The following is a 26,403-nucleotide window of genomic DNA, read 5'->3' as shown; positions in this document are numbered from 1 at the left end:
GGATCGAGGAGTTGGTGGAATCGCATCCTCTTTTCGAGCTCCTGACATCGATGCCGGCAGTCGGCGTCAGGACAGCGGCGAGGATCCTGACCGAGGTCGTGGGCAAGGACTTCGCCACTGCCGGGCATTTGGCCTCTTACGCCGGTTTGGCACCGGTGACGTGGCGATCGGGGACGTCGATCCGTGGTGATCATTCGTCCCGCCGTGGCAACAAAGTCCTCAAACGGGCGCTATTCCTCTCGGCATTCGCAGCGTTGAAAGACCCGTTGTCGAGGACGTACTACGACCGGAAACGTGCCCAGGGCAAGAAGCATAACCAGGCTCTGATCGCGTTGGCTCGTCGACGCTGCAACGTATTGTTCGCGATGCTGCGTGACGGTTCCTATTTCCACGTACCGATGGAGGCCACTGCCGCGTAGACAGGTTCCGAAGCACCCACGTCCAGTCCGAGACTGCGTCCCGGACCAATCAGTCCTGCCCAGCATCAGCCGGCAAGACTATTCGAAGAAATCTTGGTCACCCCTTGACGAAAACCATAGGGGCACCCCCCCAAAAAAACGAACGACCATTCTTGATAAATCATACCGGAAGGCGTAAAAAGAACGAGCATTCGTTTTCGATGATTGGACACTCTCATGGCCACGAGAATTCTCCGCAGTTCGGAGAGCACGAGCCTCCCCACCGCTGGCCGCGGCGATGACGACACTTCCGACCGCCTGTCCGCCGAGGCCGATTCGAGGCTGCCCGAGCACAGCATCGGGCGCGCGATCGGTATCGCCGTATTCGCCGCGGCGATCGTCAGCCTCATCCTCCTCGCCTTCAGCTGGCCGACCGTCACCTCGGATCCGAAGGATCTGCCGATCGCCGCGGTCGGAGATCAGGAGCAGATCGACGAACTGACCGAAAACGCACCGGACGGGATGCTCGATCTCAAGGACGCCGATACCCGGGCCGAGGCCGAGACGATGATCCGAGACCGGGACGTCTACGGCACCCTCGTCCTCGGCAACGAGCCGGAGATCCTCGTCTCATCAGCGGCCTCGCCCGCTGTCGCGCAGCAGCTGCGGGCGATGGCCTCGACGATGCAGCAGCAGATCGACAAGCAGGCGATTTCGGGCATGCAGCACGGGCTTGAGCAGATGCAGGACGCACTCAAGGCGGCCTCACAGCCTGGCGCCGGAACACAGCCCGGACAGCCGGGTGAGGGGCCGCAAGCCGACCGGCAGCCTGCCGATGCCTCGGCGATCGAGGTTCCTCAGGTCGAAGTCACCGATGTCGTGCCGCTGTACGATGACGATTCGACCGGGGCGTGACTGGCCATCGCCGGGCTGCCGCTGACCATCGGAGGCATCATCGGAGGCGTGCTCACCTGCATGCTCGTCCACTCGCGACGGATGCGGTCGGTCGCCGTCGTCGTCTACGGAGCCGTCGGCGGTCTGGCACTGACCCTTCATCCTCCAGTCGTGGTTCGGAATCCTCCAGGGCAGCTTCGGGCTCAATGTCCTCGCCGCCGGTCTCGCAGTCGCATCGACTGCAGCACTCATCAACGGATTCGTCTCACTCATCGGGACGACCGGCATCGCTGTCGGTGCGATCCTCACGATGTTCATCGGCAACCCGATCTCATCGCTGCAGCAGCCGAAGGAGTTTCTCGTCGGCGCCTGGGGCGATATCGGGCAGTTCTTCGTACCGGGTGCGGCGGGCACGCTTCTGCGCGATCTCTCCTATTTCCCCGACTCGCCCATGGCGACGCAGTGGTGGGTGCTCCTCGGATGGTTCGCCCTCGGCATCGTCCTCATCATCGTCGGCCATCTCCGCGCGCATGCGAAGAAGCTCAGCGGTCCTGGGACTATCCTCGTGGACAGCGGCAACGGGGACTATCCTCGACACAGGAGGTGGCACGGAGATGAGCGCACTGACCAATGTGACGATCTGCAGGACCTGCGGGGTGGAGACCATGGCCCCTCTGCCGCAGCAGTGTCCGATCTGCGCCGATGAGCGCCAATGGATGCCCGATCAGGGACAGATCTGGACGACCCGTGAACAGCTCGAGTCCGAGGGCCACCGCGTCTCCATCTCCGAACGCGAGCCCGGACTCTATGCGCTGCGGGTCGAGCCGAAGCTCGGCATCGGCCAGACCTGCTACCTCGCGCAGACCGCTGAGGGGAATCTCCTCTTCGATGTCCCTCCGTACATCGACGCCGAGGCCGTCGCTGCGGTAGCCGAGCTCGGCGGAGTGCAGGCCATCGCGGCCAGCCACCCGCACATGTTCGGACTCCAGCTCGAGTGGAGTGCCGCGTTCGGTGCGGCACCCGTCTTCGTCTGCCGGGCCGATGCCGAGTGGCTGCAGCGCACAGATGAGAGGATCTGGAAGTACTATCACGAGGCCCGACCGCTGCCCTCGGTCACTCTGCAGCGCGTGGGCGGACATTTCGCCGGCAGCGCGATCGCACTGTGGCGCGGCCAAGACGGTGTCGGGGTCATGCTCAGCGGCGATTCGATCGGTCCCGTGGCCAGACAGGGATGGGTGACCTTCATGCGCAGCTTCCCGAACTATCTGCCGCTGTCGGCGAATGTCGTCCGACGCATCGCCGTCTCGGTGGCGGATCTCGATTTCGATCGGATGTACGGCAACTTCGGCCAAGTCATCTCGGCCGGGGCGCATTCAGCGGTGCAGACCTCGGCGCAGCGCTATGCCGAGTGGGTCTCCGGCGCCCACGACGACCTCACCTGAGGCCAGGTGCTCAACGTGAGCGGAACTGCGCGGTGACCGGGCAGTCGAAGGGATCCGCCTGGCCGAGACCGACTCGGTTGAGGTAGCGGACGATGATGCCGAAGGACTCGAACAGCGTCGTCTCCGTGTACTTGATGCCCTTCTCACGGCAGTACTCGCGAACCATGGGCTGGACCTTGTGCAGGTTGACGCTCGGCATGCTCGGGAACAGGTGGTGTTCGATCTGGTAGTTGAGCCCGCCCATGAGGAAGCCCATCGGGCGTCCACCGGAGATGTTGCGTGACATGAGTGTCTGACGGCGCAGGAAGTCGATCTTGACGTCTTTGGGAACGATCGGCTGGCCCTTGTGGTTGGGGGCGAAGGAACCGCCCATGTGGATGCCGAAGACCGCGAGCTGGACGAGGAAGAACACGCTGCCGACCACGGGACCGGCGGCCCAGATCGCGAGGGCGGGAAACCCGATGATCCGAACGGCGATGAGGATGCCCTCTGTCCAACGACGCTTGATCGATGACTGTCCCTTGAGGATGGCCTGGACCGACTGCACATGCAGCTGCAGTCCAGCCAGAGTCAGCAGCGGGAAGAAGGCCCATCCCTGCCGAGCGGCGAACCATTTGGCGAAGCCGGTGCGCTTCTGCGCATCTTCGGCCACGAACACGAGAGCTCCCGGTGCGATGTCGCCGTCGACACCGGCCTTGTTCGGGTTGGCGTGGTGGAGAGCATTGTGCTTCTTCAGCCACCAGCCGTAGCTCAGCCCGATGAAGAGGTTGCCGATGATCGTCGACACCCACTCCCCCACCTTGCCGTTGGTGAAGATCTGACGGTGGGCAGCATCGTGGGCGACGTAGGCCGTCTGGGTGAACAGCGCGCCGAAGTAGACCGCGGTCGCGATCTGCCACCAGCTGTCGCCGAGCAGGAAGAGCACAGCGAAGCCGACGATGTAGGCCACTGCGAGGAGGCTGAATCGCAGCACATTCCAGCCCGGGCGCCGGGCCAGCAGTCCGGCCTCTTTCACCTGGGCCATGAGCGCGCTGAAGTCGCTGGTGAATTCCTGCTCCGCGGTGCCGCGCTTGGCACGCCTCCGTTCGAGCACCTCGGCGCGGGCGGCGGGATTCGCGGCCGGCGTCGGGAGGGAGGTGGTGAGCATGTCGGAGGAGTTCATATCCTCAACGCTATAGTGCGCTGCCTGCCTGCGCGTCACCCTACGGTGCCGTTTCGGCCCCCTACCCGGGTAGGGGGTGACAGCAGGGGACTGTGGAACCTCGGAACTCGGACTCAGCTGCCGGGAACGACGAGACCTGATTCGTAGGCTGCGATGACGGCCTGGGCCCGGTCGCGAGCGTCGAGTTTGTACAGGATGCGGGAGACGTGCGTCTTCACGGTCTGCACGGCGATGACGAGTGCACCGGCGATCTCGGTATTGGATTCCCCGCGGGCGACACGCACGAGGATCTCCCGCTCGCGATCGGTCAGCTCCGGCAGTTCTGCGAGGTTCGGCGGCTGAGGCGTCTGTGGGATCGTTGCGAAGTGTTCGATGACCCGTTTCGTCACGCTCGGGGCGAGCAGGCCCTCGCCGGAGGCGACGATGCGGACTGCCTCGGCGAGTTCATCGGGTGGAGCGTCCTTGAGCAGGAATCCGCTGGCGCCGGCCCGTATCGCATCGAAGACGTAGTCGTCGATGTCGAAGGTGGTGAGCATGATGATCCGCGGTCCCGTCGCCGAGGTGGCCGGGGAATCCGCGACGATCGTCCGGGTCGCTTCGATGCCGTCCATCGTCGGCATCCGCACGTCCATGAGGACGATGTCCGGCCGCTGCTCGGCAACCAGCGCCACGCATTCGCGACCGTCTTGGGCCTGGCCGACGACATCGAGGTCGGGGTGGGCGTCGAGCAGCGCTGCGAACCCCGCCCTGACCATGGCCTGGTCATCGGCGATGATGATGCGGATCATGCGCGCTCGTCTCTCTTCGATTGGGGTTCGGTCAGGCTCAGGGGCAGCACCGCTTCCACTTCGAACCCGCCCGTGCCGGTTTCGCCGCTGCGGATCTCGCCGCCGACGGAGCCGGCGCGTTCGCGCATCCCCACCAGTCCCTGCCCGCGGTGCGATTCGTGCTGGGCGACCTCGCTGGGACCGTCGCCCCGAGTGTTGGTCACCGATATCCGCACCGCACCGCCGCCGCTGCCGATGCGAATGGTGATGTGCGAGTTCCGAGCGTGCCGGATGGCGTTGCTCAGCGCTTCTTGGATGATGCGATAACCGGCGAGTCCGGTGCTTTCGCGCAGCTGAGCCTCGACCGGTTCTCCGCTGCGTTCGAGGGATACGTGGACCCCGGCGTGACGGGCATGGTCGACGAGGGCCTCGACGTCGGAGAGTTTCGGCTGCGGGGCGAGCTCGTGGGTCGAATCATCATTGCGCAGCACGCTGAGCAGACCGCGCATCTCGGTCAGCGCAGCACGGGCCGAGGTCGAGATGTCTTCGAATTCCTTTGTCACGTCCGCGTCGATGCCGGGATGGCGGAATGGTGCACTGGAGGCTTGGATGTTGATGATGGACATGCTGTGGGCGACGATGTCGTGCAGCTCGCGGGCGATCCGGGCCTTCTCCTCGATGGTGACGCGCTTCGAGTGCTCTGCTGCCGTGTTCTCCTGCTCCTGCAGGAGTTGGGAGCGGATGAGATTCCACTGCTGAACGACCACGGCCGCGACGTAGATTCCCCCGGCGATGCAGGCGTAGATCATGATGTTGATGATCGCGGAATCGGAGGATTCGTGGCCAAACAGCCAGCGCCCGATCACCACAGCCAGGACGGATGCGCCGATGCTGCCGAGCACGGCGGAGAGAGCGATGCCCCAGTGCGCCCGCAGACCGATGATGAGGATGACGAGGATCTGCGTGATCAGCGCGGGCACCATCCACGGCCAGGGGGCTCCGGAGATGTGGGACGCGACCAGCGGCAGGGCGGCGCAGGCGAAGGACGAGAGGATGGCCCCGAAGAGCGGACGGAGCATCGACAACGGCATCGTGCCGGCATGGATGAGGCTGAGGCCGAAGGCCAGAGCCACGGGCGCTTCGTAGATGCCGACCGCGATCGAGGATTCGATGGCGACCATGCCGATCGCGGTGATGACGACGGCGATCCATCCCAGAGCCGCAGGGTTGAGCCGGCGGTTCGCGGGCAGGAACCGACCGAACATCTGGTTGACGACCATAGGCAGCGGCTCCCTCCGTGCTTCCGGTCGACTGCTGTGATCAGCGAACCTGGCGCGCTCTTGTCACCGACAATAGCAAACAGCGGGCCTCAGCCGCTGATGCGTGCCAGGTGTCCCGCCTCGGCGCCGGCGAACCGGGCGCGACTCGACCATGACAGTCCGAGGTAGAGGAGGAACGAGATGAAGAACGATGGGATGGTCGCCCCGATCGGACTCGGAAAGACGTAGGTGAGCAGGTAGGACACGCACGCGCCGATGACCCACACGCCGACGGCGACCCAGTTGATTCCGCGGGCATAGGCGTAGAGTCCCCCGGAGTCGCGGAGGATGTCCCGGGTGTAGACCCCGCGTTTGATGATGTAGTAGTCGACGATGAGGATCGCGAACACGGGGACGAAGAAGGCGCCGATCATGGTGAGGAAGTCCGTGTACTGGTCGAGCAGCGCCAGCCAGGTCGACCCGATCACCGAGATCGCGCCGAGGACGAGTGCCACCGGCAGGAACTTCAGCTTCGTCCTGCGCTGCGCTCCGACGACGGAGTTGACCATTCCGTAGACCACCATGGTGTTCGTCGCCATCACGGACAGGAAGATGACGATCGCCAGGGCCCATCCGAACTCATCGGCGAGCGCCGTGGGGTCGAAGGGTGCCGGCGCACCCTCGTCGATGAGGATGAAGGTGAAGGCCGTGAGGCCGAGGAGCATTGCCAACACGGTCGAGGTGATGTAGCCAAGTCCCGAACCGACGATCCCCGAACGCTGACTGCCGGCCAAGCGGTTGAGGTCGCCGGAGAGCACGGTCCATGAGATCGCGGTGGAGATGACGATGTCCAGGGCGAGGACCGGGGTGAAGCCGAGGCCCGGGTCCTTCTCGATCTGCAGATACTCTGCGGTCGAATGGCCGGTGAACGCGACAGCGAACACATAGGCCATGACGAGGAGGATGAGGAGGGCGAACCAGGGCTCGGCCTTCTCGATGCCTTCGTGCCCGAGGATCGCCAGGCCCACGACGAGCGCCTGACAGAGGACGGAGAAGAGGATCGGGTTCGAGAATCCCGTGGTCTGAGCGACGACGTAGTCGACGCTGATTCCTGCGAGCATGGCCTGCACCCAGCTCCACCCCATGAGGATGATGACATTCGCCGCCACCGGCAGATAGCTGCCCTTGGCGCCGAAGGCTCCGCGGGTGATAGCCATAGTGGCGAGCCCGGTGCGGGTGCCGATGTTGCCGATGAGGGTGAGCACGATCGTGCCGAGGACCGTGCCGAGGACGATGACGACGACCGCGGTGGAGAAGTCGACGCCGGGGACGAACAGCGTGCCGGTGAGCATCGTGGTCACGACGAGGTTCGCGGCCAGCCAGATCATGAACATCCGTCTCCCGCTCAGGGTGCCGCGGATGACACCGGAATCCTGCCCGGTCTCCAGGCGGCTCTCGAGTCGGCGGTACCAGCTCACTGTGCGGCCTCCTCGGTGCCGGTGGCCGAGACCGTCGTGAGCACATCGTGCTCGTGAGGTTCTGTGTGGCCATGGTCCCGGCGGTCGGCGCAGGCCGGTGTGGATTCGTTCATGGTCGACGGCGACCTTTCGCAGGCGGAGGGACAGTGGACGGCGCGCGGATCCGGTGGGTCTCACGCACGTTCGGATGAGGCTGACTGCCACACTAACGAGTTTGTGATCGACCGCACTATCCGTCGTGTATGAATTCGGCTCCTGATTGTCCAAAGTGGTGATTCAAGAGCTGCAGCACTGCCTCCGAGCCGGCGTGATGGGTTCACATGGCGAATATGGATGTTCGCGCCAGGTGACATGTACTAATTTGAGCCGGGTGCCCGGCGACGGACGGCCCTCGCCGGCTGAAGATCGAAGGAGAAGCTGAGTCTATGAGTCCAGAACTGATCTGCGTGGTCGTCCTCGGATTGATGTTCGTCATCGGAACGTGGAGGGACATCAATATGGGCTTCCTCGGATTCATCGCAGCGGCTGGAGTCGGCGGCCTCGTCCTGCATCAGGCCCCTGAGGAATTCCTTGCCGGTTTTCCCGTCGACCTGTTTCTCACCCTCGTGGGCTTGACCTACCTCTTCGGCTTCGCGCAGAACAATGGAGCCATCGAAGTGATCGTTCACTGGTGTGTGAAGCTCGTCGGTGGGCGCGTCGGTTTCATGCCGTGGATCTTCTTCGCGCTCACTGCGATCCTCATCTCCCTCGGGGCGCTCTTCGCCGTAGCCATCATTGCTCCTTTGGCGCTGTCCTTCGCACGCCGGCATCGGATCAATCAGTTCATGGTCGGTCTGCTCGTCGTGCATGGGGCATTGGCAGGGGCCTTCTCCCCGATCAGCGTCTACGGCATCTTCATCAACGACTATCTGGCGAAGAACGGGCTCACTGCCACACCGCTGTCCTTGTTCCTTGCCCCACTGGCTTTCAACGTCGCCTTTGCCGTGGTCGTCTTCCTCGTCCTCCGGCGCAGGCCGGGATTGCGCGCGGAGGCAGACGACGCCCTGAACCAGGCTGATTCCACCGCGCAGACGGTTGTCGATCCGACCACCCGACTGACACGTTCCCAGATTCCGACGCTGATCGGGCTCGCCGCGATGGCTCTGGCCGTGATCGTCTTCGGCTGGGACGTCGGACTCGTGACGATCACGATCTCGATTGCACTCGCCGCCATCGATCCGGCCGCAGGCAAAGCCGCGATGACGCAAGTGTCCTGGCCGATCGTCATTCTCATCTGCGGTGTGCTCACCTATATCGAAGTGCTGCAGGAGGCCGGCACCGTCGAATGGGTGTCCGCTGGCATTTCGGCGATCGGCGTGCCGCTCCTGGCGGCACTGCTCCTGTTCTATATGTCGGGCCTGATTTCGGCCCTGGCTTCGTCTCTGGCCATCATCGGGGTCGTCATCGCCCTTGCTGTGCCGTTTCTGGAATCAGGCGAGGTCCACGTCGGCGGTTTTGTCGCGGCTCTTGCGATTTCCGCAACGATCGTCGACATCAGCCCGTTCTCCACGAACGGCGCGATGCTGCTGGCCAACGTCCATTCGAGCATTCGCGACCACTACTACAAGCAGATGATCGGCTACGCCGGACTCATGTGCCTCATCGGGCCCGGTCTGGCGTGGGCAGTCGCAGCCGTGCCGACGGCGATCGGCAGCTGATATCGGCCCCTCGTCGGAGGGGACCGATACGCCGGCCTACATGTGCCCGCTCGTCTGGAACTTCTCGTGCCAGGACAGAGCCTCGCCGAGGATATGCGGAGTGTGCCGCCCCGTCGGGTTCGCGACGATCGCCCGATCGAGGTAGTCGGTGAGCCGGTCACGATAATCCGGGTGGGCGCAGCTGTCGATGATCCTGCGCGCCCGTGCGACCGGTGGAAGCCCGCGCAGATCCGCCAGCCCCTGTTCGGTCACGAGGATCTGAGTGTCGTGTTCGGTGTGGTCGATGTGGCTGGCGAACGGCACGATCGCGGTGATCGCCCCGCCCTTGGCTTGGGAGTTCGACACGAAGAAGTTGAGGTAGGCGTTGCGGGCGAAGTCGCCGGACCCGCCGATGCCGTTGATGATCGACGAACCGCTCACGTGTGTGGAGTTCACGTTGCCGTAGATGTCGGCTTCGACCATCCCGTTGATCGCGATGATGCCGAGGCGGCGGATGGCTTCGGGATGATTCGACATCTCCTGGGTGCGCAGGAGGATGCGCCCCTTGTACGATTCGATCTTCTCGTTGAATTCCGCGGCTCGCTCGGCGGACAGGGAGAACGCCGTCGCCGATACCGAGGCGAGTCTGCCGCTGTCGATGAGGTCGAGCATTCCATCCTGAATGACCTCGGTATAGGCGGTCAGACCCTCGAATTCGCTGTCGGCGAGGTTGCCCATCACAGCATTGGCGACATTGCCCACTCCCGACTGCAGCGGCAGCAGCTCCGGCGGCAGTCGGTCAGCGGCGATCTCGTGGCGGAGGAAGTCCACAAGATGGCTGGCGATCGCCTTCGAATCCTCGTCCGCGGGTTTGAAGGGCAGGTTGCGGTCGGGCGCATTCGTCTCGACGACGGCGACGACCTTTGCCGGGTCGACGCGCAGGTACGGGTCGCCGATGCGCTGCATGGGCTCGAGCAGCTGGATGGGCAGCCGCTCGGGCGGGCGGCGGGTGCCGTAGTAGACGTCGTGGAAGCCTTCGTATCCGCGTGGATGCCAGTCGTTGACTTCGAGGATGACTTTGTCGGCCAGGTCGAGCCAGGTCTTCGAATTGCCCACGGAGCTGCCGGGCACGAGCATTCCGTTGGGCAGAATCGCCGCGACTTCGACGACCGCGACATCGAGGTTGCCGTAGAACCCGAACCAGGCCTGCTGGGCGGAGTGGCTGAGATGGGTGTCGACATAGGCCGTGTCACCGGAGTTGATCGCCGCACGCATGGCCGGATCGGACTGGAAGGGCAGTCGTTTGCTCACCGCCTGCGCCTCGGCGAGCACTCCGTCGAGCTCCGGGGCCGTCGAGGCGCCCGTCCACAGTTCGATCCTGAAGTCGTCTCCGCGTTCATGCGCGGCACGTGCCCGGTCGGCCACCGCTGCGGGCACCGCCTTCGGATAGCCCGAACCGGTGAATCCGCTCATCGCCACGCGCTGGCCGTTGTCGATATGACGTGCGGCGGTCTCAGCGGGGACGGTCTTCGTACTCAGTTCGGGGCAGGTGATTCTCGACATGGCCTGCAGTCTATCGGGCGCACTCCCGCGGCCGTCGCCGAGGTCGTTCCTACTGCCTGGGAGGGACCGAAGCCGGTGCCCGGCGGCAGGGGGCGTTGTTCGCCGCTCAGCTTGTGCCGATGCCGGGCGCTCAGACCGAATCGATGTCGCGCACCACCCGGAACCCGATGTTCGAGGCCGAGGAGTCCGGGGTGTTCGATGACCTCGCTGCGACTCGGTAGCGGTTGCAGTATGAGTCGTGGCAGAGGAACGAGCCTCCGCGCATGACCCGCTTCTCCCCCGTCTCGGGACCTTGGGGATCGGTCTGGGGCGAGCGCCGATAGTAGTCGCGTTCGAACCAGTCGGCACACCATTCCCAGACGTTGCCGACGGTGTTGAATACGCCCAGCCCGTTGGGTTCGTAATGGCGGGCCGGAGCAGTGCCGATGAACCCGTCGTCGAGGGTGTTCGTGCGGGGGAAATCACCCTGCCAGATGTTGCAGTTCCACTGTCCGTCCACGAGCAGACGGTTTCCCCAGGGGTAGCGTCGGCCCTTGAGTCCGCCGCGGGCGGCGCATTCCCATTCGGCCTCGGTCGGCAGTCGAGTCTCCGACCAGGCGCAGTACGCTTGTGCGTCGTCCCAGCTGATCTGGACGACGGGATGATCACCACGGCCCTCGATCGATGATCCGGGGCCCTCGGGTGCCGCCCAGTGCGCTCCGGAGACTTCGACCCACCAGGGCACGCCCGGGGCCTGTCCGAGAACGTGGCTGTGTGCCTGCGGGTTCGATTCGAGCAGCATCGCGAACACGGCCGAGGTGCCCAGACGCTCAGCTGTGGTGGTGAATCCGGTGTCGGCGACGAACCTGGCGAAATCGTCGTTCGTCACGCTCGTCGTGGCGATGGCGAATGCGCTGAGACTCACCCTGTGGCGCGGGCCCTCCCCGTCTGCCGGGTGGCCGTCGCCGTAGGGGTCCCCCATGTCGAAGTCGCCTCCGGCGCTGACGAAATCGAAGGCGAACCCGGCGAACGCAGCTGGGGTGCTGCCCCGAATTTCACCGAGGGCCTCGCCCGGTGCGGGCTCCTCATGGCGGGCCGCGGAGTCCACATCTGTGTCGGACGGAGCGGTCGCCTCGGCGTTCGTGCCGGGGACGCGACGGGTGGCGGCTGGGGCACAGCATGCGTGCCCGCTCGGCTCCCCGGCCCCGTTCGATTCCTCGGCAGCACTGGGGTCCCGGGTGATGACCCGGTCCCAGGCCGCCTGCGGGTCTCCGCTCTTCGTCACGTGTGAGTGCCCCTTTCGCTCTGGTCCTGCCGACATGGTGCAGGTTCTGGGATCACCCTATGACTTCAGTCGGTGCCGGGGACAGTCCGACGTGTGCGACTCAGGTGAAGACGCTGACTCCGCCGGGGCCGACGAGGCAGCCGACGACGATGAGGACGATGCCCCACAGCAGCTGTTTGCGGAAGATCGCGAAGATGCCGGAGATGACGAGGATCGCTGCGATGATCCAGAGGATGAAAGCCATGATGAGCTCCTAGTTCTGTTGAAACACCTCATTCGAGGTTCGTCCATCCTGACACGGCACAGCACGCTTGCCCAGCCCCTCTTCGGCAACACGCCGTGTCGCATTCGACAGTGATCGTCGTGTGTCTGAGCCGTGACCGGCGAATGACCGGTCCGGTCTCCTCCGGCAATCGTTTCGGCAGCGCCGATTCGGGTCATCCCATCGTCTAGGGTGAGAACGGACAGCCTGCCCGGGCGATCGCAATCTGCGACCGCAGTGTCTGGGTCGAACCGACGGGCGAACGCCAGACGAGAACGGGGACGACGGTGCTGCGGACACGGACGACGACCGGTGCCGATGCCGTCGTGGACGGTCCTCTGCCGTGGTCGCTGCTGGCCGCCTCGGTGATCGTCGCCGCACTCATCGAGCCGTCTCTGCTCTGCGGACTTGCGGCACTGGCGGTCCTGGCCATCGGCGGCGTCGCCCGCCTGCGCCGCGGTGCGCCGTGGACCCCCGCCGACGCGGTCACGGCCACGCGCTTGGGACTCGCCGTCGTCTGCGTCTCTCTGCTCCTCACCGATGGTCCCGGCTTGAGCTGGTCTGCTGTGGCCGTCGGGTCCGCGGCGCTGGCGCTCGACGCCCTCGACGGGTACATCGCCCGCCGCACCCGGGCCACCGAGGCGGGAGCGGCCTTCGATGAGACCGTCGATGCCCTGTTCGTCCTCCTCTTCTCCCTCGCCCTCATCCCGCTGTGGGGTGTGTGGACGGTGCTGCCGGGACTGTACTACTACGTGTTCACTGCGATCACTGCCGTGCGCACGCAATGGCAGCAGAAGCTTCCGTATTCGCGGATGCGCAAGGTCGTGGCAGCGGCGCAGGGCATTCTGCTCATCGCAGCGGGCTCTCCCCCGGCGCAGGCCCATCCATGGTTCGGCTTCGCCTGTGCGGGTGCTGCTGTGACGGCGCTGAGCTGGTCGTTCGGGCGTGACATCGTCTGGCTCGAACGCCACCACTCTGCTGTTCACGACGCTGCTGGACCGGGTCGGCATCCCTGATCACCGCAGGCAACCTGCCTATACTGCAACCATGACTTCGATGCATGGCCGCACCGGCACGACCAGGCTTCTGGCGGGACCGCCCAGTTCGCTGCCGACGAAGCACGGGGTCTTCACCATCCGCTCATTCACTCACTGCGGCATCGCTCATGCCGTGCTGAGCATGGGTTCCCCAGAGTCCGAAGGTGCTCCTCTGACCCGCGTCCACAGCGAATGTCTGACCGGGGATGCGCTCGGCTCTCATCGCTGCGACTGCGGTGACCAGCTGGAGGCCGCTTTGGCCGCCATCGCCGAGGCCGGCACCGGGATCATCATCTACATGTCCGAACACGAAGGACGCGGAATCGGTCTGGCCGCCAAGCTCGAGGCCTACGCCCTGCAGGACGGAGGACTCGACACGGTCAGCGCCAACCGGGCCCTGGGCCTGCCCGATGATGCCCGGGACTATTCCGCTGCCGCTGCGATCCTCACCGACCTCGGCTGTCCCCGCGTGCGCCTGCTCAGTTCGAATCCGAGCAAACAGGATGCGCTCGAAGCCGCCGGCATCGAGGTCGTCTCCCGGGTTCGACTGCCGGTGGAGGACCGGCCCGAGAACAGGGCGTACCTGACCAGCAAGCGGCAGCGGATGAACCATGATCTCCCGCCCGAGTCCGCCGGCTCGGGCGATGTCTATGTCACTCTGGTGAACGAGGTCGAGGTCGTGGCCCAGTTGGCCCAGAGTCAGGACGGTTTCATCGCCACGAGCACCGGCGATGCCCGCTTCGTGTCCGGGCAGGCAGACCGCACCCATCTCCATCGCATCCGCGCCAGTGTCGGCGCTGTCCTCGTCGGCGCACGGACCGTCATCGCCGATGATCCGCAGCTGACGGTACGGGCGGTCGAGGGTGAGAATCCCGTCCGCGTCGTCCTCGCCCCCCCACGCGCGGGTGCCTGCCACCGCCACGGTGTTGGCGACCGGCCCGACCCCGACGCTGTGGATGATCGGCACCGAGGCGGCCGTACCGCCCGGCATCGCCGCTCATGTGAGGGTTCTCCGCCTGCCGCCGGCCGCAGCCGGTGAGCCTGTGGATCCCCGCACGGTCGTCTCCCTCATCCGCGACGAGGTCGACGGGTCCCTCCTCATCGAAGGCGGCGGCCGCACCGTGTCGAGTTTCCTCACCGCCGGTGTCCTCGACCGGCTGTTCCTCACCACCGCACCGGTCTTCATCGGAGACGGTGTGCCCGGCATTCGCTTCCAGGGTTCTGAGGTGATGGCGCAGGCGCTGCGCACCCCGTTCCGTCGCCTGGAGTTCGGTGAGGACATCTGCACCGAGTACCTGCTCAGTCCTGCCGCGCTCGATCATTCCCAGCACGATCCGATTCGGCCGGTGCGGACCGGTTCCTGCCCGCCGTCCACACCGTGAACAGTCCGGGCAGAGTGGAGATCATCGCGAGCAGGCCGTAGCCGGTCGCCGCGGTCGCTGCGGTCTCCATCGAGACTGCGACCCCGCCGGCGATGAGACTCATCGCCAGTTCTCGCACACCCCAGCCGCCGACGCCGATGGGGATGCTCATGGCGGCGAGACCGACGACGGCGAGCACCGGCACCACCGGTCCTCCGAGCGCAACCATGGCGCTGAGGAAGAGGAGGAAGAGTGCGAGCATGCCCAGCGCCGATGATGCCCACACGATGACTCCGAGACGCCAGTCCATCCCCCTCATCCCGAGCACGGAGATCGCCAGTGTCGCCGCAGAGACGGCTGCGGCTGCCCCTGCCAGGGACGGTGAGATTCCGATGAGGCTCACCGAGGCGGTTGCGAAGAGCAGAGTCGTCGTGCTCAGCCGTTCGGCGCCGACGGCGGTGAGTGGGGACAGCCATCTGCGGGGCCCGGTGCGTCGGTAGACCGCGACGCGTGCGAGATCGCCGCCGAGTCCGCCGGGCAGCACCATGTTGAGCAGACTCGAGGAATAGCAGTCGGCGAGCGCCGTGGGCCAGGCGATGTCGGTGCCTTTGAATGACAGGAGCAGCTTCCAGCGCAGAGCCTGGGCCCCGGTCATGACGAACCCGCAGGCCAGTGCCGTCGGAACCGTCCAGACATTGAGCACTCTCCATCCGTCGAGAAGCGCTTGGGCACCGACGACGCGCGCTGTCAGCAGGAGCAGGGCGACGGTGATGAGGACCATGAGGATCCTCTTGGTCCAGGTCACGGTCGGTGGGTTCCGCTCGCGTCGATGAGGAGGTCCGCGTGGTCGACTCGCACACTCAGGCCGGTACGGAGTCGAGAGCACCGTGCGGAGAGCCAGTCCCGGCCTGTCTGCGCCAGGTGCGGGGAAGCGCCGATGGCAGCGTCGATGCGTTCGCTGAGGAAGCGGGTGAGGAACTCATGATCGTGTGGGGCGTGCAGCAGCCAGGGGCTCTGCCCGGACGTGATCGTCGCTTCGCGATCCGCTGCCAGACGGGCCAGGGCCTCCGGTGCATCGCAGCCGAGTCTGCCGTCGCGGTGCTGGTGGGCGGTGAACGCGTCGTTCAGGATCGTGTCGTGCTGATGGGGCGGGTCAAGGGTCCACCCGCCGGTGATGCTGAGGAGGAAGAGCCCGATGCCGCGGAAGCGAACGAGCGTGTCGCTGATCGTCTCCAGGTCGGAGCGGGTGAGCACATCGAGTACCGCGCTGCAGGTGAGCAGCAGTCGCGGTGCGCCGGATTCGCCGTTCCCTGAAGCTGGGGAACCGGCGGTGCCGGCCTCGGCGGTGTTGAGGAGGTCGGCGGTGAGGGCGGGCAACTCGGAGATCTGAGCGCAGATCGCTGAGGCCTTCGGCATGGTTCGAACCGCCTGGTCGAGGGAAGCCTGATCAGCGTCGATGAAGACCCAGTCGAGCTCGCGGCCGGGCATGCGTTCGCGCAGTCGGTCGTCGAACCATCGGGCCGAGTTCCCGGTGCCCGCCCCGATGTCGATGACGAGCAGCGGCTCGTGATCGCCGTCCGGTGGGGCAGCACCGGGTGAGACGGCATCCGTTGGAGCCGCGTCGGCCGAAGCCGGGGCTGCATCTGCCGAGGCCGGGGTGAGCACCCTCACCGCGTGGTCGAGCAGATGCAGGGACTGCTGTTTGGCTGCGTCGTCGACGGGGACGCGCAGGTCCAGCCAGTCGGCATCGGCCGCGGTCATGGGTCTCCTCCGGGGGTCGACACCGCGGCCATCACCTCGTCGACGGTCTCTGCCCAGTTGCGCACCGCTTGTGTCCGTTGGTCGCGTGCCTCGGACTGCAGGCGTGTCCGGAACTGCGAGTCTTCGGCCCACCGGTGCAGGGCCCGGGTCCAGGCAGCGGGTTCGTGCGGGAGGGCGATGCCCGCCTGCAGAGGCTCTTCGGCACCGGTGCCGGCAGTGACGAATGCTGGGACACCGGCCGCGGCCGCCTCGGCGACGACCATCCCGTAGGCTTCCGCTCGCGAGGGCAGCAGCAGAAGATCGGCTCGGCCGAGGAGCGCGTCGATGTCAGGAGCGGGCAGCTCACCGAGGATCTCGGTGCTGTGTGTGGGCAGAAGCGTGCACGCGGTGCGCAGCCGCTGTTCGTAGGCGGAGTCGGCGACGGGGCCGGCGAAGCTGCAGCGCCAGTCGAGGGGAGTCTCGCCGAGGTCACACAGCGCCTCGGCGAGGAGCAGCTGGCCCTTGTTCGGGGTGATCGCTCCGATGCACAGGAGGTGCTCTCCGGTCTCACCGACCGACTGGGCACGCACCCGGTTGCCTGGTCGGGCCACCTCGGCGCGGATCCCATAACGCGAAGACAGCCGCGCTGCGGTGAAACGGCTGGTCGCGACCACACCGGCCGCGGATGAGAGCGCACGTCGCTCCCGCTCGGCCTCTGCCGATGGTTCCGGACTGTCTCCGGCCAGGGAATGGACGATCACATGCACCGGTCGGGGCGGGTGACCGGAACCGGCCGATTCGACGATTCCGGGCAGTCCGACGGCGATGAGACCGTCGAGGAGGATCGGCCCGGCCCCCGCGCGGATGGCGTCGGCGACCGCGGCCGCTTCCGCCTCTCCCGGTCGGGTCCAGTCGCCGGGCACGGGGTGGCGAACGATCCGTCGTTCGGATGCCTCGGTCAGCGCCCGGTTGAACGCCAGTCCCCCGCTGATGCGGCCGAGGACGGGCTCGATGAGGTGGAGGGTCATGGGCGGTCGGGCACGGTGTAGGTGACGGATGCCCGCGGATTCTCCTGCAGATCGACGCGGATGCCGATATGGGGACGGCCGCTCAGGGAGTCGGCGAGGCGGTCGGCGATGTACTGGGCGACGGTTTCGGTGGTGCTCAGGCGACCGCGGAAGTCCGGATGCTCATCGAGGTTCGCATAACGCAGCGGTGTCAGGGCCGCATCGAGCAGGCTCATCGCCTCCCCGATGTCGAGCACGACCGCATGTTCGTCGAGGTTCTCCCGGGAGAACGTGGCCTCGACGGCAAGCGTGGCGCCGTGCATGGCCTGGGCGGGGCCGAAGAACTCGTTGGGCAGGCTGTGGGCGATCATCACGTGATCGTTGACGGTGAGGCTGAACATCGGTGTCTCCTTGTCGCTGCGGTCACTTCGTTGCGTGCGGTCGCGGTCGGTTCCCGGCCGGTCGATCGGCCGGCCGGTGGGCCGGTCGATGGGCCGGCCGGTGGGGCCGGTCGTCGGGTGCTCAACCGGGCTGAGGATAGTCGATGATGTGGCACAGGGTGTCTGCGGCGAGCTGGCCGTCTGAGGCGAGTTCGTCGATGATCCCGGGCAGCTCCTGCCACGCGGATGTGCCGGTGATGAGGGCGTCGAACCGGTCATCGGCCAGGGCCCTCAGTGCTGCCTGCAGCCTCTGCCCGCGGGTACGACGAGCCCGGTGTCCGGCCGCCACCTCTCCGACTTGGGAGGCGATGATGGTCAGCCGGCGGGCGTGGAAGTCCGCGCCGAGCGGCACCGTCGGGCTGGACGAACCGTACCAGGAGGCTTCGACGAGGGTGCCGTCGTCGCCGGTGATCTCGAGCCCGCGCGTGAGTCCGGCTGCGTGGCCGGAGGTGTGGATGACGATGTCGCTGTCGACCGAGGCCTCCTCGGGAGCCAGGGCGCACAGTCCCAGGGACTCGAGCATTGCGCGGCGGTCGGGATTGACGTCGATGACTTCGAGACGTTCCAAGGGCATCCGAGATGCCAGGAGCGCAGTGGAGGCGCCGATCATTCCGGCGCCGATGATGCTGAGCCGGTCGGAGAAGCGCGGGGGCAGCTGCCAGAGGATGTTGATACCGGTCTCCACTGCCCCGGCCAGCAGTGCGCGGTGGTCATCGACGCCGTCAGGGATCTCGTGGACGTCGTCGACCGTGACGATGTGGTGGCTGTGGTGCGGCAGGAGACCGAACACCCGGCGGCCGATCCAGTCCGAGGGTCCTTCGTCGACGATGCCGACACTGAGATACCCGTAGGAGACGGGGAATGGAAAGTCCCCGATCTGGTGGGGTGCGCGCATCAGAGCGGTGACCCGGTCGGGGATCCGCCCGGCGTGGACGAGTGTCTCCGTGCCCTTCGACACCGCCGAGGCGGTGGTGCGGATCCGCAGCTGTGCCGCCGCATCGGGGTCGACGTGCGGGGTCGGCACCTCACGCCAAGCCCCTCGTCGGGCGGCTTCGGTCCAGTACTGCCAAGCCATACTCCGATCGTACAGGTGAGCCCGCCCCAGGCCTGTACTCCCCGCCGGGAATGCGAGACAGTGGGCAGATGAGCGCACACACCCCGAACGAACCGCTGCTGCACGCCGCTGTCAACGGTGATCGCGACCATCCGGTGACTCCCCGCACACCGGAGACGATCGCCGCCGAGGCGGCTGCCGCGGTGGCATCCGGTGCGCAGGTGGTCCACTTCCACCCCTTCGATGAGATGGGGCGGCAGACCCTCGATGCTGCGGCGGTCGCGACCACGATCCGCGCGGTGCGTGCCGCCTGCCCTGGGATTGCGATCTCCGTGAGTACCTCGGCCGAGATCGAACCCGATCCGCAGCAGCGGCTGACCCTCATCACCGAGTGGACCGAGCTGCCCGACCTCGTCAGCGCCAATCAGGGAGAAGCGGGGATCGGCGAGGTGTGCACGCTGCTCAGCGGGCGCGGCGTCGGAATCGAGGCGGGTCTGCTCAGTGTCAGCGATGCGGCAGCCTTCGTCGATTCGGGGGCGGCGGACCGCTGCCGTCGGGTGCTCGTCGAGCCCACCGTGACCGACCCGGATGCGGCCCTGGCTCAGGCTGCGGCCATCGAACGGGTCCTCGCCGAGGCGGACGTCGACCTGCCTCAGGTCCATCACGGTGAGGGCATCGCCTCCTGGGTCGTCAATGCGCGAGCCATCCGCCGCGGGCACGGCATCCGCACCGGTTTGGAGGACACCCCGGTCCTCATCGACGGCACGCAGGCGTCCGGCAATGGCGCTCTCGTCTCCGTCGCGGCCGGGCTCCTCGCCGAGCTCGGCTCGTCACCCCGCGTCCACCCACTACCCTGAGACCATGTCTTCCGACTTCATCAAACAGCGTCCCGGTGCCCCGGCCGGTTTCTTCGCCGCCGAGGCCGCCGGTCTGCAGTGGCTGGCCGAACCCGGAATCGTTCCCGTCGTCGAGGTCCTCGACCACGGGGCGGACTTCCTGCGGCTCGAACGGCTCGGCGAGGTCGCCCCGAGCGCTGCCGCGGCACGCGAATTCGGGCGCAAGCTGGCCGGGCTGCATGATGCGGGAGCTCCCGGCTTCGGGTGGACCCCGGCGGATTCGGCATTCTTCGGTCCGCTCGATGCCCCTTTCGAGGTGAGCACCGAGTCAGGGTCCTCATTCGCTGATTTCTGGACCGATCGACGGCTCCTCCCGCTGCTGTCGTCCCTCTCAGGAGAGCTGAGCGGCGAGGAGGAAGCGGAGATCGCCTCGGCGGCGTGGGCGATCGGCGTGGGCAGCTTCGACGGGATCTGCGGTCACGGTGTCGAGGAGCCTGCGCGAATCCACGGCGACCTGTGGTCAGGCAATCTCCTGTGGACGGCCGCGGGAGGCACCCTCATCGATCCGGCCGCCCATGGCGGCCATCGGCTGGAGGACCTGGCGCTGCTCGACCTCTTCGGCACTGCGCACCTCGAGGAGATCTTCGCCGGCTACGAGGAGGCCCATCCTCTGCCGGAGGGATGGCGTGAGGATCTGCCGGCGCACAGCTTCTTCGCGCTTCTCGCCCATGTCCGTCTCTTCGGACGCGGCTTCCTCGACCAGACTGTGAACGCGGCCCGGTCGATCACCGCACGAGCGCGGCGCCTGCGCGACTAGGACCGGTTCGATCCGGGGTCGCGGATCGAACCGGTCCCAGCTTGCCTGGCGCGCGGCACCCAGGAGTCACTGCAGCGAGATCTCCACCGGGTCGGAGAAGAGTCCGCCGGCGAAGGTGAGACGGTTGGCGTCGACGTCTTCGGGGACGTCGAAGACGAGCACGCCCTTCGCCGTGTTTCCGGGGTTGATCTCTTCGAGGAAGAGGATGTTGTTCTCGGCGGCGTAGATGCCGGCCTCGGAATCCGCCGAGTAGGTGTTGCCGTTGTCATCGCCGAGTTTGATGTCGTCTTCGAAGAAGTAGTCCGGTTCCGATCCGGTGTTCTTCACAGACAGTGCGATCTGCACGAACTGGCCCTGCGCTTCGGCACCCAGATACTCGTCACCGACGGTCGAGACACCGTCTTCGATGGAGTCGACGGTGATCTCCCAATCGTCGGCGGCCACCGTGTCACCGACTCCGTGTGAGGCATCCTCGGCGGGCTCGTCCGCGTCCTTCTCATCCGCGGATTTTCCGGACTGCTCGGCATCGGCCGAGTTCTCCGCCGAGGAACCGGTGGTGGTTTCGTCTCCACCACCGCCGAGCGCGCTGAAGATTGCAATCACGACGATGATGACGAGCAGCCAGAACCACCAGCGTTTGAGCAGTGGCTTCTTCTGCTTCGGCGGCTTCTGAGCGTAGCCGCCGGACTGCTGCGGCGGGTAGTTGCCGCCGGCACCAAATGCGGGTGCATGCTGTGCGGGCGCCCACTGCTGCGGGTCGTGAGGCTGGGGCGCCTGCTGGCCCTGCGGGCTGTGCGGGATCTGGTACTGCGGGGAATTCTGATACTGAGGCTGCGAGGACTGGGGTTGCTGCGGGGAATTCTGGGGGTTCTGCGGCTGGGACATGACGCTCCTTCGAGACGGCTTCTGGCTGACTTCTCCAGCCTCGTCGCTTCGACCGTCCTGCACGTCCGCGTTCGGGCTGGAGTCTGCCGACCGAACGGTTGACCGTATCCAGCCCGATGGTGGACTACGTGTGTCAGTGCCCGCAGTTACGATTCATATGTGTCAGAACCTCCCGTCCCTCCGCCGACGATCCCTCGCGGCGTGCGCATAGCCGGCAGCCTCCTCGTCGACCTCATTGTCTATCTCTTCGGGATCCTCACCTCGTCGATGGCCCTGACTGCCAACTCCTGGGCGTTCGCCGAGGGCGAGCTCAATGACACCGGGCTGGTCGCGGTCCTCCTGCTGTTCCTGGTGTGGGCACTGGTGTTCATCCGCCGCCGGTGGCCGTGGGGCCCCTTCATCGCAGGCGCCCTGCTCACCGCAGCCTGGGGCGATGCGCTTCTCCTCCTCATCGCCGTCTTCCACCTCGTCATCCGCGCACCCAGGAGACAGGCGATCACCGCCTCGGCGGTGGGCACCGGCTTGGTGGTGTTCGCCACGGTGAGGATGTGTCTGGCTCCGCCCGAGTACAATCCCTTCAGCATCTTCTTCCTGCCCGACCCTGCGCAGGTGTCGGGCATCGAAGCCACGATCCCGCCGGACGATTCGCACCTGGCGATCAGAATCATCACGGTTGCGGCCTGCCTCATCGGTCTCGGGGCGGCGCTGGGAGTCGGTGCGCTTCTGCGTCGGACCAAGAGGATGAGAGCCGTGGAATCGGTCGCGCAGCGTGAAGCTCTGCGCAATGAGTCGCTCACGGCCGAGATCGCCCGGCAGTCCGAACGAGAACTGCTGGCACGCGAACTCCACGACACCCTCTCCCACCGCCTATCGGTGATCTCACTGCACAGCGGCGCGCTGGAGGTGGGGGCGCAGACCGATCCTGAGGTCGCGTCGACCGCCTCCGCTCTGCGGCAGGAGGCTCGTGCCTCATTGGCGGATCTGCGCCACTTGGTGGGAGACGTCAGAGAGGGCAATCTGTCCGATCCGCGACCGCAGCAGGAATCCTCGGCACCGCCGAGCCGCGCGACGATGACCGCGCTGCCGCAGCTCATCGCCTCGGTGCAGTCCACCGGAACGCACGTCCGTCCCCTCATCATCATCCAGGACGTCGAGTCCTGCCCGCCGGCTCTCGACCGGACGGTCTATCGCATCGTTCAAGAGGCACTGACGAATGCGATGAAGCATGCACCGGGTTCGCCGGTGACGGTCGATATCGCGGTCTCGGCCGCCGGCGGTGTGCAGATCTCGGTGACCAATCCCCTCATCCGCACTCCGGACGCGCTGGAGCCTCAGCTGGCTTCGACCGGGTCCGGGGCCGGGCTGGTCGGCATCCGCGAACGCACCGAAATGTTCGGAGGCGAAACGTCGATCGGTGTGCGCGGTGAGGAGTTCCACGTCGTGGTGAGCTTCCCGCCGTTCCCGCCACAGACCTGAGCCGCGCCCTCGTGGCCCGCGTGCCCGTCGCACGCCTCCGCGAGGCCGTGATGGGGCACAGGCGCCCGAGGCACAGCGAATCGTGTCACGGGTCTCGGGTAGTGTGACGCACATGAACCACACCGTCTCTCCGATCCGCGTCATGATCGTCGATGACGACCCCATGGTCATCACCGGAATCCGAGGAATCCTGCAGGCGGCCGACGATATCGAGGTCGTCGGTTCGGCCATGAGCGGTGAGGAAGCAGTTGAGGCCGCGGCCCTCCACTATCCCGATATCGTCCTCATGGACATCAGAATGCCGGGAATCGGCGGGATCGAAGCCACTGAGCGACTGCTCAACAGCGTGCGGGCGCCGAAAGTGGTGGCACTGACGAGCATGAACAGCGACGACCATCTCTTCCGAGCACTCGAGGCGGGAGCCGCGGGCTATCTGCTCAAGGACATCGGCCCGGTGGAACTCGCTGTCGCGGTCCGTAAGGTCCACGCCGGGGAACCGATCCTCGCTCCGCAGTCCATGCGCCAGGTGATCGCCCAGATCACCTCGGACTCCGACCGTCGCCTGCAGCATGAAGCCGCGACTCTGCTCTCGGCACTCACCGACCGTGAAAGGGAGATCGCCGCACTCGTGGCAGAAGGCCTGTCGAATCAGCAGATCGCAGAGGAGACGTTCATGAGTCTGGCCACGGTGAAGACCCATCTCAACAGGATCAACATCAAACTCGACACCGACAATCGGGTCCGTGTCGCGACCACGGTCGTCCGGGCCCGAGGATTCTGAGCAGAATTCACCGTTTCTTTATCACCCACAGCAGAAGTGATTGTCCACGCCGTCTAAACTCGTAGCTGATGGTTGCTGAGTCATATGTCGAATCCGAGAAGCTGATCAGCAGCCCCACAGATCGTGGTCCTTGGAAGACTCGAGTGCGGGGGCTGCTGTCCCGAGCAACCTCAATCTGGACCCTCGCGATCGCCTTCCTTGCAGTCACGGCCGCCGCTGCCGGACCCCTGCGCGTCTGGGACTACACACTCAACCGGCGGTGGCTCTACCTGGCCGAACCCGATCTCGTCTGGTTCTTCCAGCACATCCTCGATCCCATCGCCGGGCAGGCCGTCTGTCTGCCGGTGCTCGCGATCACCGCGATCGTGCTGTCGCGCAAGAGACAGTCGTGGCGACCGGTCCTCTTCGCCCTCGCCACTGAGGCGGCCTTCTATCTCGGCATCGGTTCGATGAAGATCCTGCTCGCGCGACCGGCGACGACGCTGCATGACCCCCGCTTCTTCCAGGACGGTCTCCTCGGACTCGGCGGGCGCGGAATCAGCTACCCGTCCGGACACGCCGCCGAGGCGGTGCTCATCTACGGCGCGGTCGCCTACCTCATCTGTGCCTACAGCACCGTCTCCACCCGCACCGTGCGACTGCTGTGGTGGGGTGTCGCTGCGGTGAGCGTGAACTCCGTCATGGTGTCCTTCGCTCTCGGCTGGCATTGGGCGACCGACCTCATCGGCGGTCTCTTAGCGGGCGGACTCTTCCTGCGCATCCTCATAGCGGCAGACCGACGACGGCCCGTCCTGCGGACGTGATGAGGCGCGAGGTTCCGCCGTCCCGCAGACGAACCCGACAGTCACACGGCTCTCAGCCCAGCCTCACAACCAGGAGTCGTCGAGATCGGCGAACGTCGTCGACCGGCTCTCAACGAGGTCGAACCACGGGCCGGTCAGCGGCAGCTCATGAGTGAAGAAGTACCGCGCGGTTGCGATCTTGCCCTGCAGGAAAGATGAGTCTCCGCGGTCCTGGGCAGTCGCCTCGGCGGTCATGCCCTGCTGCAGCCACAGCCACGCCATGACGGTGTGGCCGACCGCTTCGAGATAGGTCCACGCGTTCTCCAGCGCCGAGACCGGATCCCCATCGGACCACACCGCGGCGGTCACGGTTTCGATCCGGTCGGCCGCCGAACTCAGCGCCGAGGCTTCGTCGTTCCAGGCAGAGGTGTCGGCCGCCTCGGCGATGGTCGTACGCATCTGCTCGAGCAGGACCCGCAGTCCCTCTCCCCCGGACATCACGACCTTGCGGCCGAGCAGATCCTTGGCTTGGATGCCGTGCGTGCCTTCGTGGATCGGGTTGAGCCGATTGTCTCGGTAGAGCTGCTCGACATCGTGGTCGCGGGTGTAACCCGCTCCTCCGAGCACCTGAATGGCGTGGTCGTTGGCTTTGAGGCACCATACGCTCGGCCAGGTCTTGACGATCGGGGTGAGCACGTCGAGCAGCAGAGCCGCGCGATCGCGCTCGGCCTGGGTTTCGGCCGTCTCGGAATCGTCGAGGAGACGAGCGGCGTAGAGGGTGAGTCCGAGGCCGCCTTCGACGTAGCTCTTCGAAGCCATGAGCATGCGCCGGACGTCCGCATGCGCGGTGATCGGCACCGGCGGAAAGTCGGCGCCCTTGGCTCCGTCGGGACGCCCCTGACGACGATCGCGGGCATAGCGGAGGGCGTCGAGGTACCCGTGATAGCCCACGGCCACGGCTCCCGCACCGACTCCGATACGGGCCTCATTCATCATGTGGAACATGCAGGCCAGCCCCTTGCCCCGCTCCCCGACAAGGTAGCCGACGGCACCGGCTCTGCCGGCGGGAGTGTGGGCTCCCTCGCCGAAGTTGAGCAGAGTATTCGTCGTTCCGCGCCAGCCCATCTTGTGGTTGAGGCCCGAGAGGACGACGTCATTGCGTTCGCCGAGGCTGCCGTCGTCGTCGACGAGGTGCTTCGGCACGAGGAACAGACTGAGTCCTTTGACTCCGGGCTGGTCGCCTTCGGCGCGGGCGAGGACGAGGTGGACGATGTTCTCTGAGAGCTCATGGTCGCCGCCGGAGATCCACATCTTCGTCCCGTGCACGCGGAAAGCCCCTTCTCCTCCGTCCGGATCGGGCACGGCCTTCGTCGTGACATCGCCCAGCGAGGAGCCGACCTCGGGCTCGGACAGGCACATGGTGCCGAAGAAGCGCCCGTCGAGTTCGGGCAGGACATACTTCTCGATCTGCTCTTCGGTCCCGTATTCGAGCAGCAGGTTGGCATTTGCCATGGTCAGCATCGGATAGCTGGCGGTGGCGATATTGGCCGCTTGGAACCAGGCGAAGCAGGCCTTCGCCACGGTCTGGGGCAGCTGGATGCCGCCGACGGATTCGTCCATCGTCGCCGACAGCAGTCCGATGTCGGCGAACTGGCCGAGTGCGGCCTTGATCTCCGGGATCAGCGTCACCGTCTTGCCGTCGAAGGTCGGTTCATTGAGGTCGGATTTGCGCGCGTGCGGGGCGAACTGCTCCTTGGCCAACTCTTCGCTCGCGGAGAGCACCGAGTCGAAGACTTCACGCGAGTGGTCGGAGAAGCGCTGCCTGCTGCACAGCTGATCGACTCTCAGCCAGTCGTAGAGAAGGAAATCGATGTCGGTGGTCGAAAGGATGGACTCTGTGGTGGCCTGCACGACGCCATTGCCGGTGTTTTCATCAGTCACAGCTTCAGTTTAGGCCAAACGTTCGTTCAGTAAAGGACTGACCGCGGTTGCAAGCACGAGGCCCTGCCCGGTCCGCTGTGT

At 66.0% G+C, this 26,403-nt stretch carries 27 protein-coding genes; 13 read left to right on the top strand and 14 right to left on the bottom strand.

Annotated features, from left to right (window positions below; genetic code table 11):
• From ACPUD7_RS11945 to ACPUD7_RS11930, 4 genes are all read left to right on the top strand, one after another.
• Nucleotides 1–419, top strand: a 419-nt coding sequence (locus ACPUD7_RS11945) for a transposase (RefSeq protein ID WP_425120026.1), incomplete at its 5' end; no start/stop codon positions are given.
• Between the two features lie 216 nt (nucleotides 420–635).
• On the top strand, nucleotides 636–1,313 hold the full coding sequence (locus ACPUD7_RS11940) for a hypothetical protein (RefSeq protein WP_425120025.1): 678 nt from the start codon (nucleotides 636–638) through the stop codon (nucleotides 1,311–1,313).
• 289 nt (nucleotides 1,314–1,602) lie between these two features.
• Nucleotides 1,603–1,998 carry a hypothetical protein gene (locus ACPUD7_RS11935; RefSeq protein ID WP_425120024.1) on the top strand — a complete coding sequence of 132 codons (396 nt, stop codon included), beginning with the start codon at nucleotides 1,603–1,605 and terminating at the stop codon, nucleotides 1,996–1,998.
• Complete coding sequence (locus ACPUD7_RS11930) at nucleotides 1,958–2,734, top strand: hydrolase (RefSeq protein ID WP_425120023.1); 777 nt, start codon at nucleotides 1,958–1,960, stop codon at nucleotides 2,732–2,734. The genes ACPUD7_RS11935 and ACPUD7_RS11930 overlap by 41 nt, the downstream gene beginning before the upstream one ends.
• A gap of 10 nt (nucleotides 2,735–2,744) precedes the next feature.
• Here ACPUD7_RS11930 and ACPUD7_RS11925 read toward each other — a convergent pair whose 3' ends face one another.
• The 4 genes from ACPUD7_RS11925 to ACPUD7_RS11910 all read right to left on the bottom strand — a co-directional run bounded on the left by ACPUD7_RS11925 (nucleotide 2,745) and on the right by ACPUD7_RS11910 (nucleotide 7,400).
• Nucleotides 2,745–3,896 (bottom strand): fatty acid desaturase family protein, encoded by a 1,152-nt coding sequence (locus ACPUD7_RS11925; protein ID WP_425120022.1) that lies wholly within the window; start codon nucleotides 3,894–3,896, stop codon nucleotides 2,745–2,747.
• 113 nt (nucleotides 3,897–4,009) lie between these two features.
• Entirely contained in the window at nucleotides 4,010–4,684 is a 675-nt protein-coding gene (locus ACPUD7_RS11920) for a response regulator (protein ID WP_135538061.1), read from the bottom strand.
• Complete coding sequence (locus ACPUD7_RS11915) at nucleotides 4,681–5,943, bottom strand: histidine kinase (protein WP_425120021.1); 1,263 nt, start codon at nucleotides 5,941–5,943, stop codon at nucleotides 4,681–4,683. Before ACPUD7_RS11915 ends, ACPUD7_RS11920 begins: the two co-directional genes overlap by 4 nt.
• Nucleotides 5,944–6,032: 89 nt before the next feature.
• The gene (locus ACPUD7_RS11910) at nucleotides 6,033–7,400 is read right to left on the bottom strand and encodes a purine-cytosine permease family protein (RefSeq protein ID WP_425120020.1); all 1,368 of its coding nucleotides are present in this window, start codon (nucleotides 7,398–7,400) and stop codon (nucleotides 6,033–6,035) included.
• Nucleotides 7,401–7,825: 425 nt separating this feature from the next.
• Here ACPUD7_RS11910 and ACPUD7_RS11905 point away from each other — a divergent pair, with 425 nt between their 5' ends.
• The gene (locus ACPUD7_RS11905) at nucleotides 7,826–9,097 is read left to right on the top strand and encodes an SLC13 family permease (RefSeq protein ID WP_425120019.1); all 1,272 of its coding nucleotides are present in this window, start codon (nucleotides 7,826–7,828) and stop codon (nucleotides 9,095–9,097) included.
• Between the two features lie 36 nt (nucleotides 9,098–9,133).
• Here the strand turns inward: ACPUD7_RS11905 and ACPUD7_RS11900 are convergent, their stop codons facing one another.
• The 3 genes from ACPUD7_RS11900 to ACPUD7_RS11890 form a co-directional block, all read right to left on the bottom strand.
• The gene (locus ACPUD7_RS11900) at nucleotides 9,134–10,639 is read right to left on the bottom strand and encodes an acetyl-CoA hydrolase/transferase family protein (RefSeq protein WP_135538055.1); all 1,506 of its coding nucleotides are present in this window, start codon (nucleotides 10,637–10,639) and stop codon (nucleotides 9,134–9,136) included.
• Nucleotides 10,640–10,769: 130 nt separating this feature from the next.
• Nucleotides 10,770–11,903, bottom strand: coding sequence for a formylglycine-generating enzyme family protein (locus tag ACPUD7_RS11895; protein ID WP_425120018.1), 1,134 nt, complete (start codon nucleotides 11,901–11,903; stop codon nucleotides 10,770–10,772).
• A gap of 100 nt (nucleotides 11,904–12,003) precedes the next feature.
• Nucleotides 12,004–12,147 carry a GPGG-motif small membrane protein gene (locus tag ACPUD7_RS11890; RefSeq protein WP_167854354.1) on the bottom strand — a complete coding sequence of 48 codons (144 nt, stop codon included), beginning with the start codon at nucleotides 12,145–12,147 and terminating at the stop codon, nucleotides 12,004–12,006.
• Between the two features lie 305 nt (nucleotides 12,148–12,452).
• Between ACPUD7_RS11890 and ACPUD7_RS11885 the strand changes: the two genes are divergently transcribed.
• Genes ACPUD7_RS11885 through ACPUD7_RS11875 form a run of 3 tightly spaced genes read left to right on the top strand, consistent with a single transcriptional unit; the run spans nucleotide 12,453 to nucleotide 14,584 of the window.
• Nucleotides 12,453–13,181 (top strand): CDP-alcohol phosphatidyltransferase family protein, encoded by a 729-nt coding sequence (locus ACPUD7_RS11885; protein WP_167854353.1) that lies wholly within the window; start codon nucleotides 12,453–12,455, stop codon nucleotides 13,179–13,181.
• A 31-nt stretch (nucleotides 13,182–13,212) separates the two neighbouring features.
• Nucleotides 13,213–14,241, top strand: coding sequence for a GTP cyclohydrolase II RibA (ribA, locus tag ACPUD7_RS11880; RefSeq protein WP_425120017.1), 1,029 nt, complete (start codon nucleotides 13,213–13,215; stop codon nucleotides 14,239–14,241).
• Nucleotides 14,159–14,584, top strand: coding sequence for a RibD family protein (locus ACPUD7_RS11875; protein ID WP_425120016.1), 426 nt, complete (start codon nucleotides 14,159–14,161; stop codon nucleotides 14,582–14,584). The genes ribA and ACPUD7_RS11875 overlap by 83 nt, the downstream gene beginning before the upstream one ends.
• On the opposite strand, the gene ACPUD7_RS11870 is transcribed toward ACPUD7_RS11875, so the two are convergent.
• The 5 genes from ACPUD7_RS11870 to ACPUD7_RS11850 all read right to left on the bottom strand — a co-directional run bounded on the left by ACPUD7_RS11870 (nucleotide 14,502) and on the right by ACPUD7_RS11850 (nucleotide 18,825).
• Nucleotides 14,502–15,368: a lysylphosphatidylglycerol synthase transmembrane domain-containing protein gene (locus ACPUD7_RS11870; RefSeq protein WP_135538047.1), complete on the bottom strand. Its 867-nt coding sequence runs from the start codon at nucleotides 15,366–15,368 to the stop codon at nucleotides 14,502–14,504. The two genes, ACPUD7_RS11875 and ACPUD7_RS11870, sit on opposite strands and share 83 nt — an antisense overlap.
• Nucleotides 15,365–16,324: a hypothetical protein gene (locus ACPUD7_RS11865; RefSeq protein WP_425120015.1), complete on the bottom strand. Its 960-nt coding sequence runs from the start codon at nucleotides 16,322–16,324 to the stop codon at nucleotides 15,365–15,367. The genes ACPUD7_RS11870 and ACPUD7_RS11865 overlap by 4 nt, the downstream gene beginning before the upstream one ends.
• Complete coding sequence (locus ACPUD7_RS11860) at nucleotides 16,321–17,331, bottom strand: glycosyltransferase (RefSeq protein ID WP_135538043.1); 1,011 nt, start codon at nucleotides 17,329–17,331, stop codon at nucleotides 16,321–16,323. The genes ACPUD7_RS11865 and ACPUD7_RS11860 overlap by 4 nt, the downstream gene beginning before the upstream one ends.
• The gene (locus ACPUD7_RS11855) at nucleotides 17,328–17,711 is read right to left on the bottom strand and encodes a 6-pyruvoyl trahydropterin synthase family protein (protein WP_135538041.1); all 384 of its coding nucleotides are present in this window, start codon (nucleotides 17,709–17,711) and stop codon (nucleotides 17,328–17,330) included. The genes ACPUD7_RS11860 and ACPUD7_RS11855 overlap by 4 nt, the downstream gene beginning before the upstream one ends.
• 121 nt (nucleotides 17,712–17,832) lie before the next feature.
• The gene (locus tag ACPUD7_RS11850) at nucleotides 17,833–18,825 is read right to left on the bottom strand and encodes a zinc-dependent alcohol dehydrogenase (RefSeq protein ID WP_425120014.1); all 993 of its coding nucleotides are present in this window, start codon (nucleotides 18,823–18,825) and stop codon (nucleotides 17,833–17,835) included.
• A 68-nt stretch (nucleotides 18,826–18,893) separates the two neighbouring features.
• Between ACPUD7_RS11850 and ACPUD7_RS11845 the strand changes: the two genes are divergently transcribed.
• Together ACPUD7_RS11845 and ACPUD7_RS11840 are read left to right on the top strand one after the other, a co-directional pair.
• Nucleotides 18,894–19,661, top strand: a complete 768-nt coding sequence (locus ACPUD7_RS11845; RefSeq protein ID WP_425120013.1) for a 3-keto-5-aminohexanoate cleavage protein — start codon at nucleotides 18,894–18,896, stop codon at nucleotides 19,659–19,661.
• Between the two features lie 4 nt (nucleotides 19,662–19,665).
• Nucleotides 19,666–20,457, top strand: a complete 792-nt coding sequence (locus ACPUD7_RS11840; RefSeq protein WP_425120012.1) for a fructosamine kinase family protein — start codon at nucleotides 19,666–19,668, stop codon at nucleotides 20,455–20,457.
• 66 nt (nucleotides 20,458–20,523) lie between these two features.
• Here the strand turns inward: ACPUD7_RS11840 and ACPUD7_RS11835 are convergent, their stop codons facing one another.
• Nucleotides 20,524–21,342, bottom strand: a complete 819-nt coding sequence (locus tag ACPUD7_RS11835) for a DUF4352 domain-containing protein (RefSeq protein ID WP_425120011.1) — start codon at nucleotides 21,340–21,342, stop codon at nucleotides 20,524–20,526.
• A gap of 159 nt (nucleotides 21,343–21,501) precedes the next feature.
• On the opposite strand from ACPUD7_RS11835, the gene ACPUD7_RS11830 reads away from it, so the two are divergent.
• The 3 genes from ACPUD7_RS11830 (at nucleotide 21,502) to ACPUD7_RS11820 (ending at nucleotide 24,402) form a co-directional block, all read left to right on the top strand.
• The gene (locus ACPUD7_RS11830) at nucleotides 21,502–22,818 is read left to right on the top strand and encodes a sensor histidine kinase (RefSeq protein WP_425120010.1); all 1,317 of its coding nucleotides are present in this window, start codon (nucleotides 21,502–21,504) and stop codon (nucleotides 22,816–22,818) included.
• Nucleotides 22,819–22,930: 112 nt separating this feature from the next.
• Complete coding sequence (locus ACPUD7_RS11825; RefSeq protein ID WP_425120009.1) at nucleotides 22,931–23,599, top strand: response regulator; 669 nt, start codon at nucleotides 22,931–22,933, stop codon at nucleotides 23,597–23,599.
• A gap of 68 nt (nucleotides 23,600–23,667) precedes the next feature.
• Entirely contained in the window at nucleotides 23,668–24,402 is a 735-nt protein-coding gene (locus ACPUD7_RS11820) for a phosphatase PAP2 family protein (RefSeq protein ID WP_240689598.1), read from the top strand.
• A gap of 63 nt (nucleotides 24,403–24,465) precedes the next feature.
• On the opposite strand, the gene ACPUD7_RS11815 is transcribed toward ACPUD7_RS11820, so the two are convergent.
• Nucleotides 24,466–26,322: an acyl-CoA dehydrogenase gene (locus ACPUD7_RS11815; protein ID WP_425120008.1), complete on the bottom strand. Its 1,857-nt coding sequence runs from the start codon at nucleotides 26,320–26,322 to the stop codon at nucleotides 24,466–24,468.
• Nucleotides 26,323–26,403: the final 81 nt, after the last annotated feature.

The organism is Brevibacterium sp. FAM 24630 (assembly GCF_049804075.1).
Lineage (GTDB): Bacteria > Actinomycetota > Actinomycetes > Actinomycetales > Brevibacteriaceae > Brevibacterium.
The sequence above is the reverse complement of the archived record's forward strand: the minus strand, read 5'-3'. Positions and strand labels throughout refer to the sequence as shown.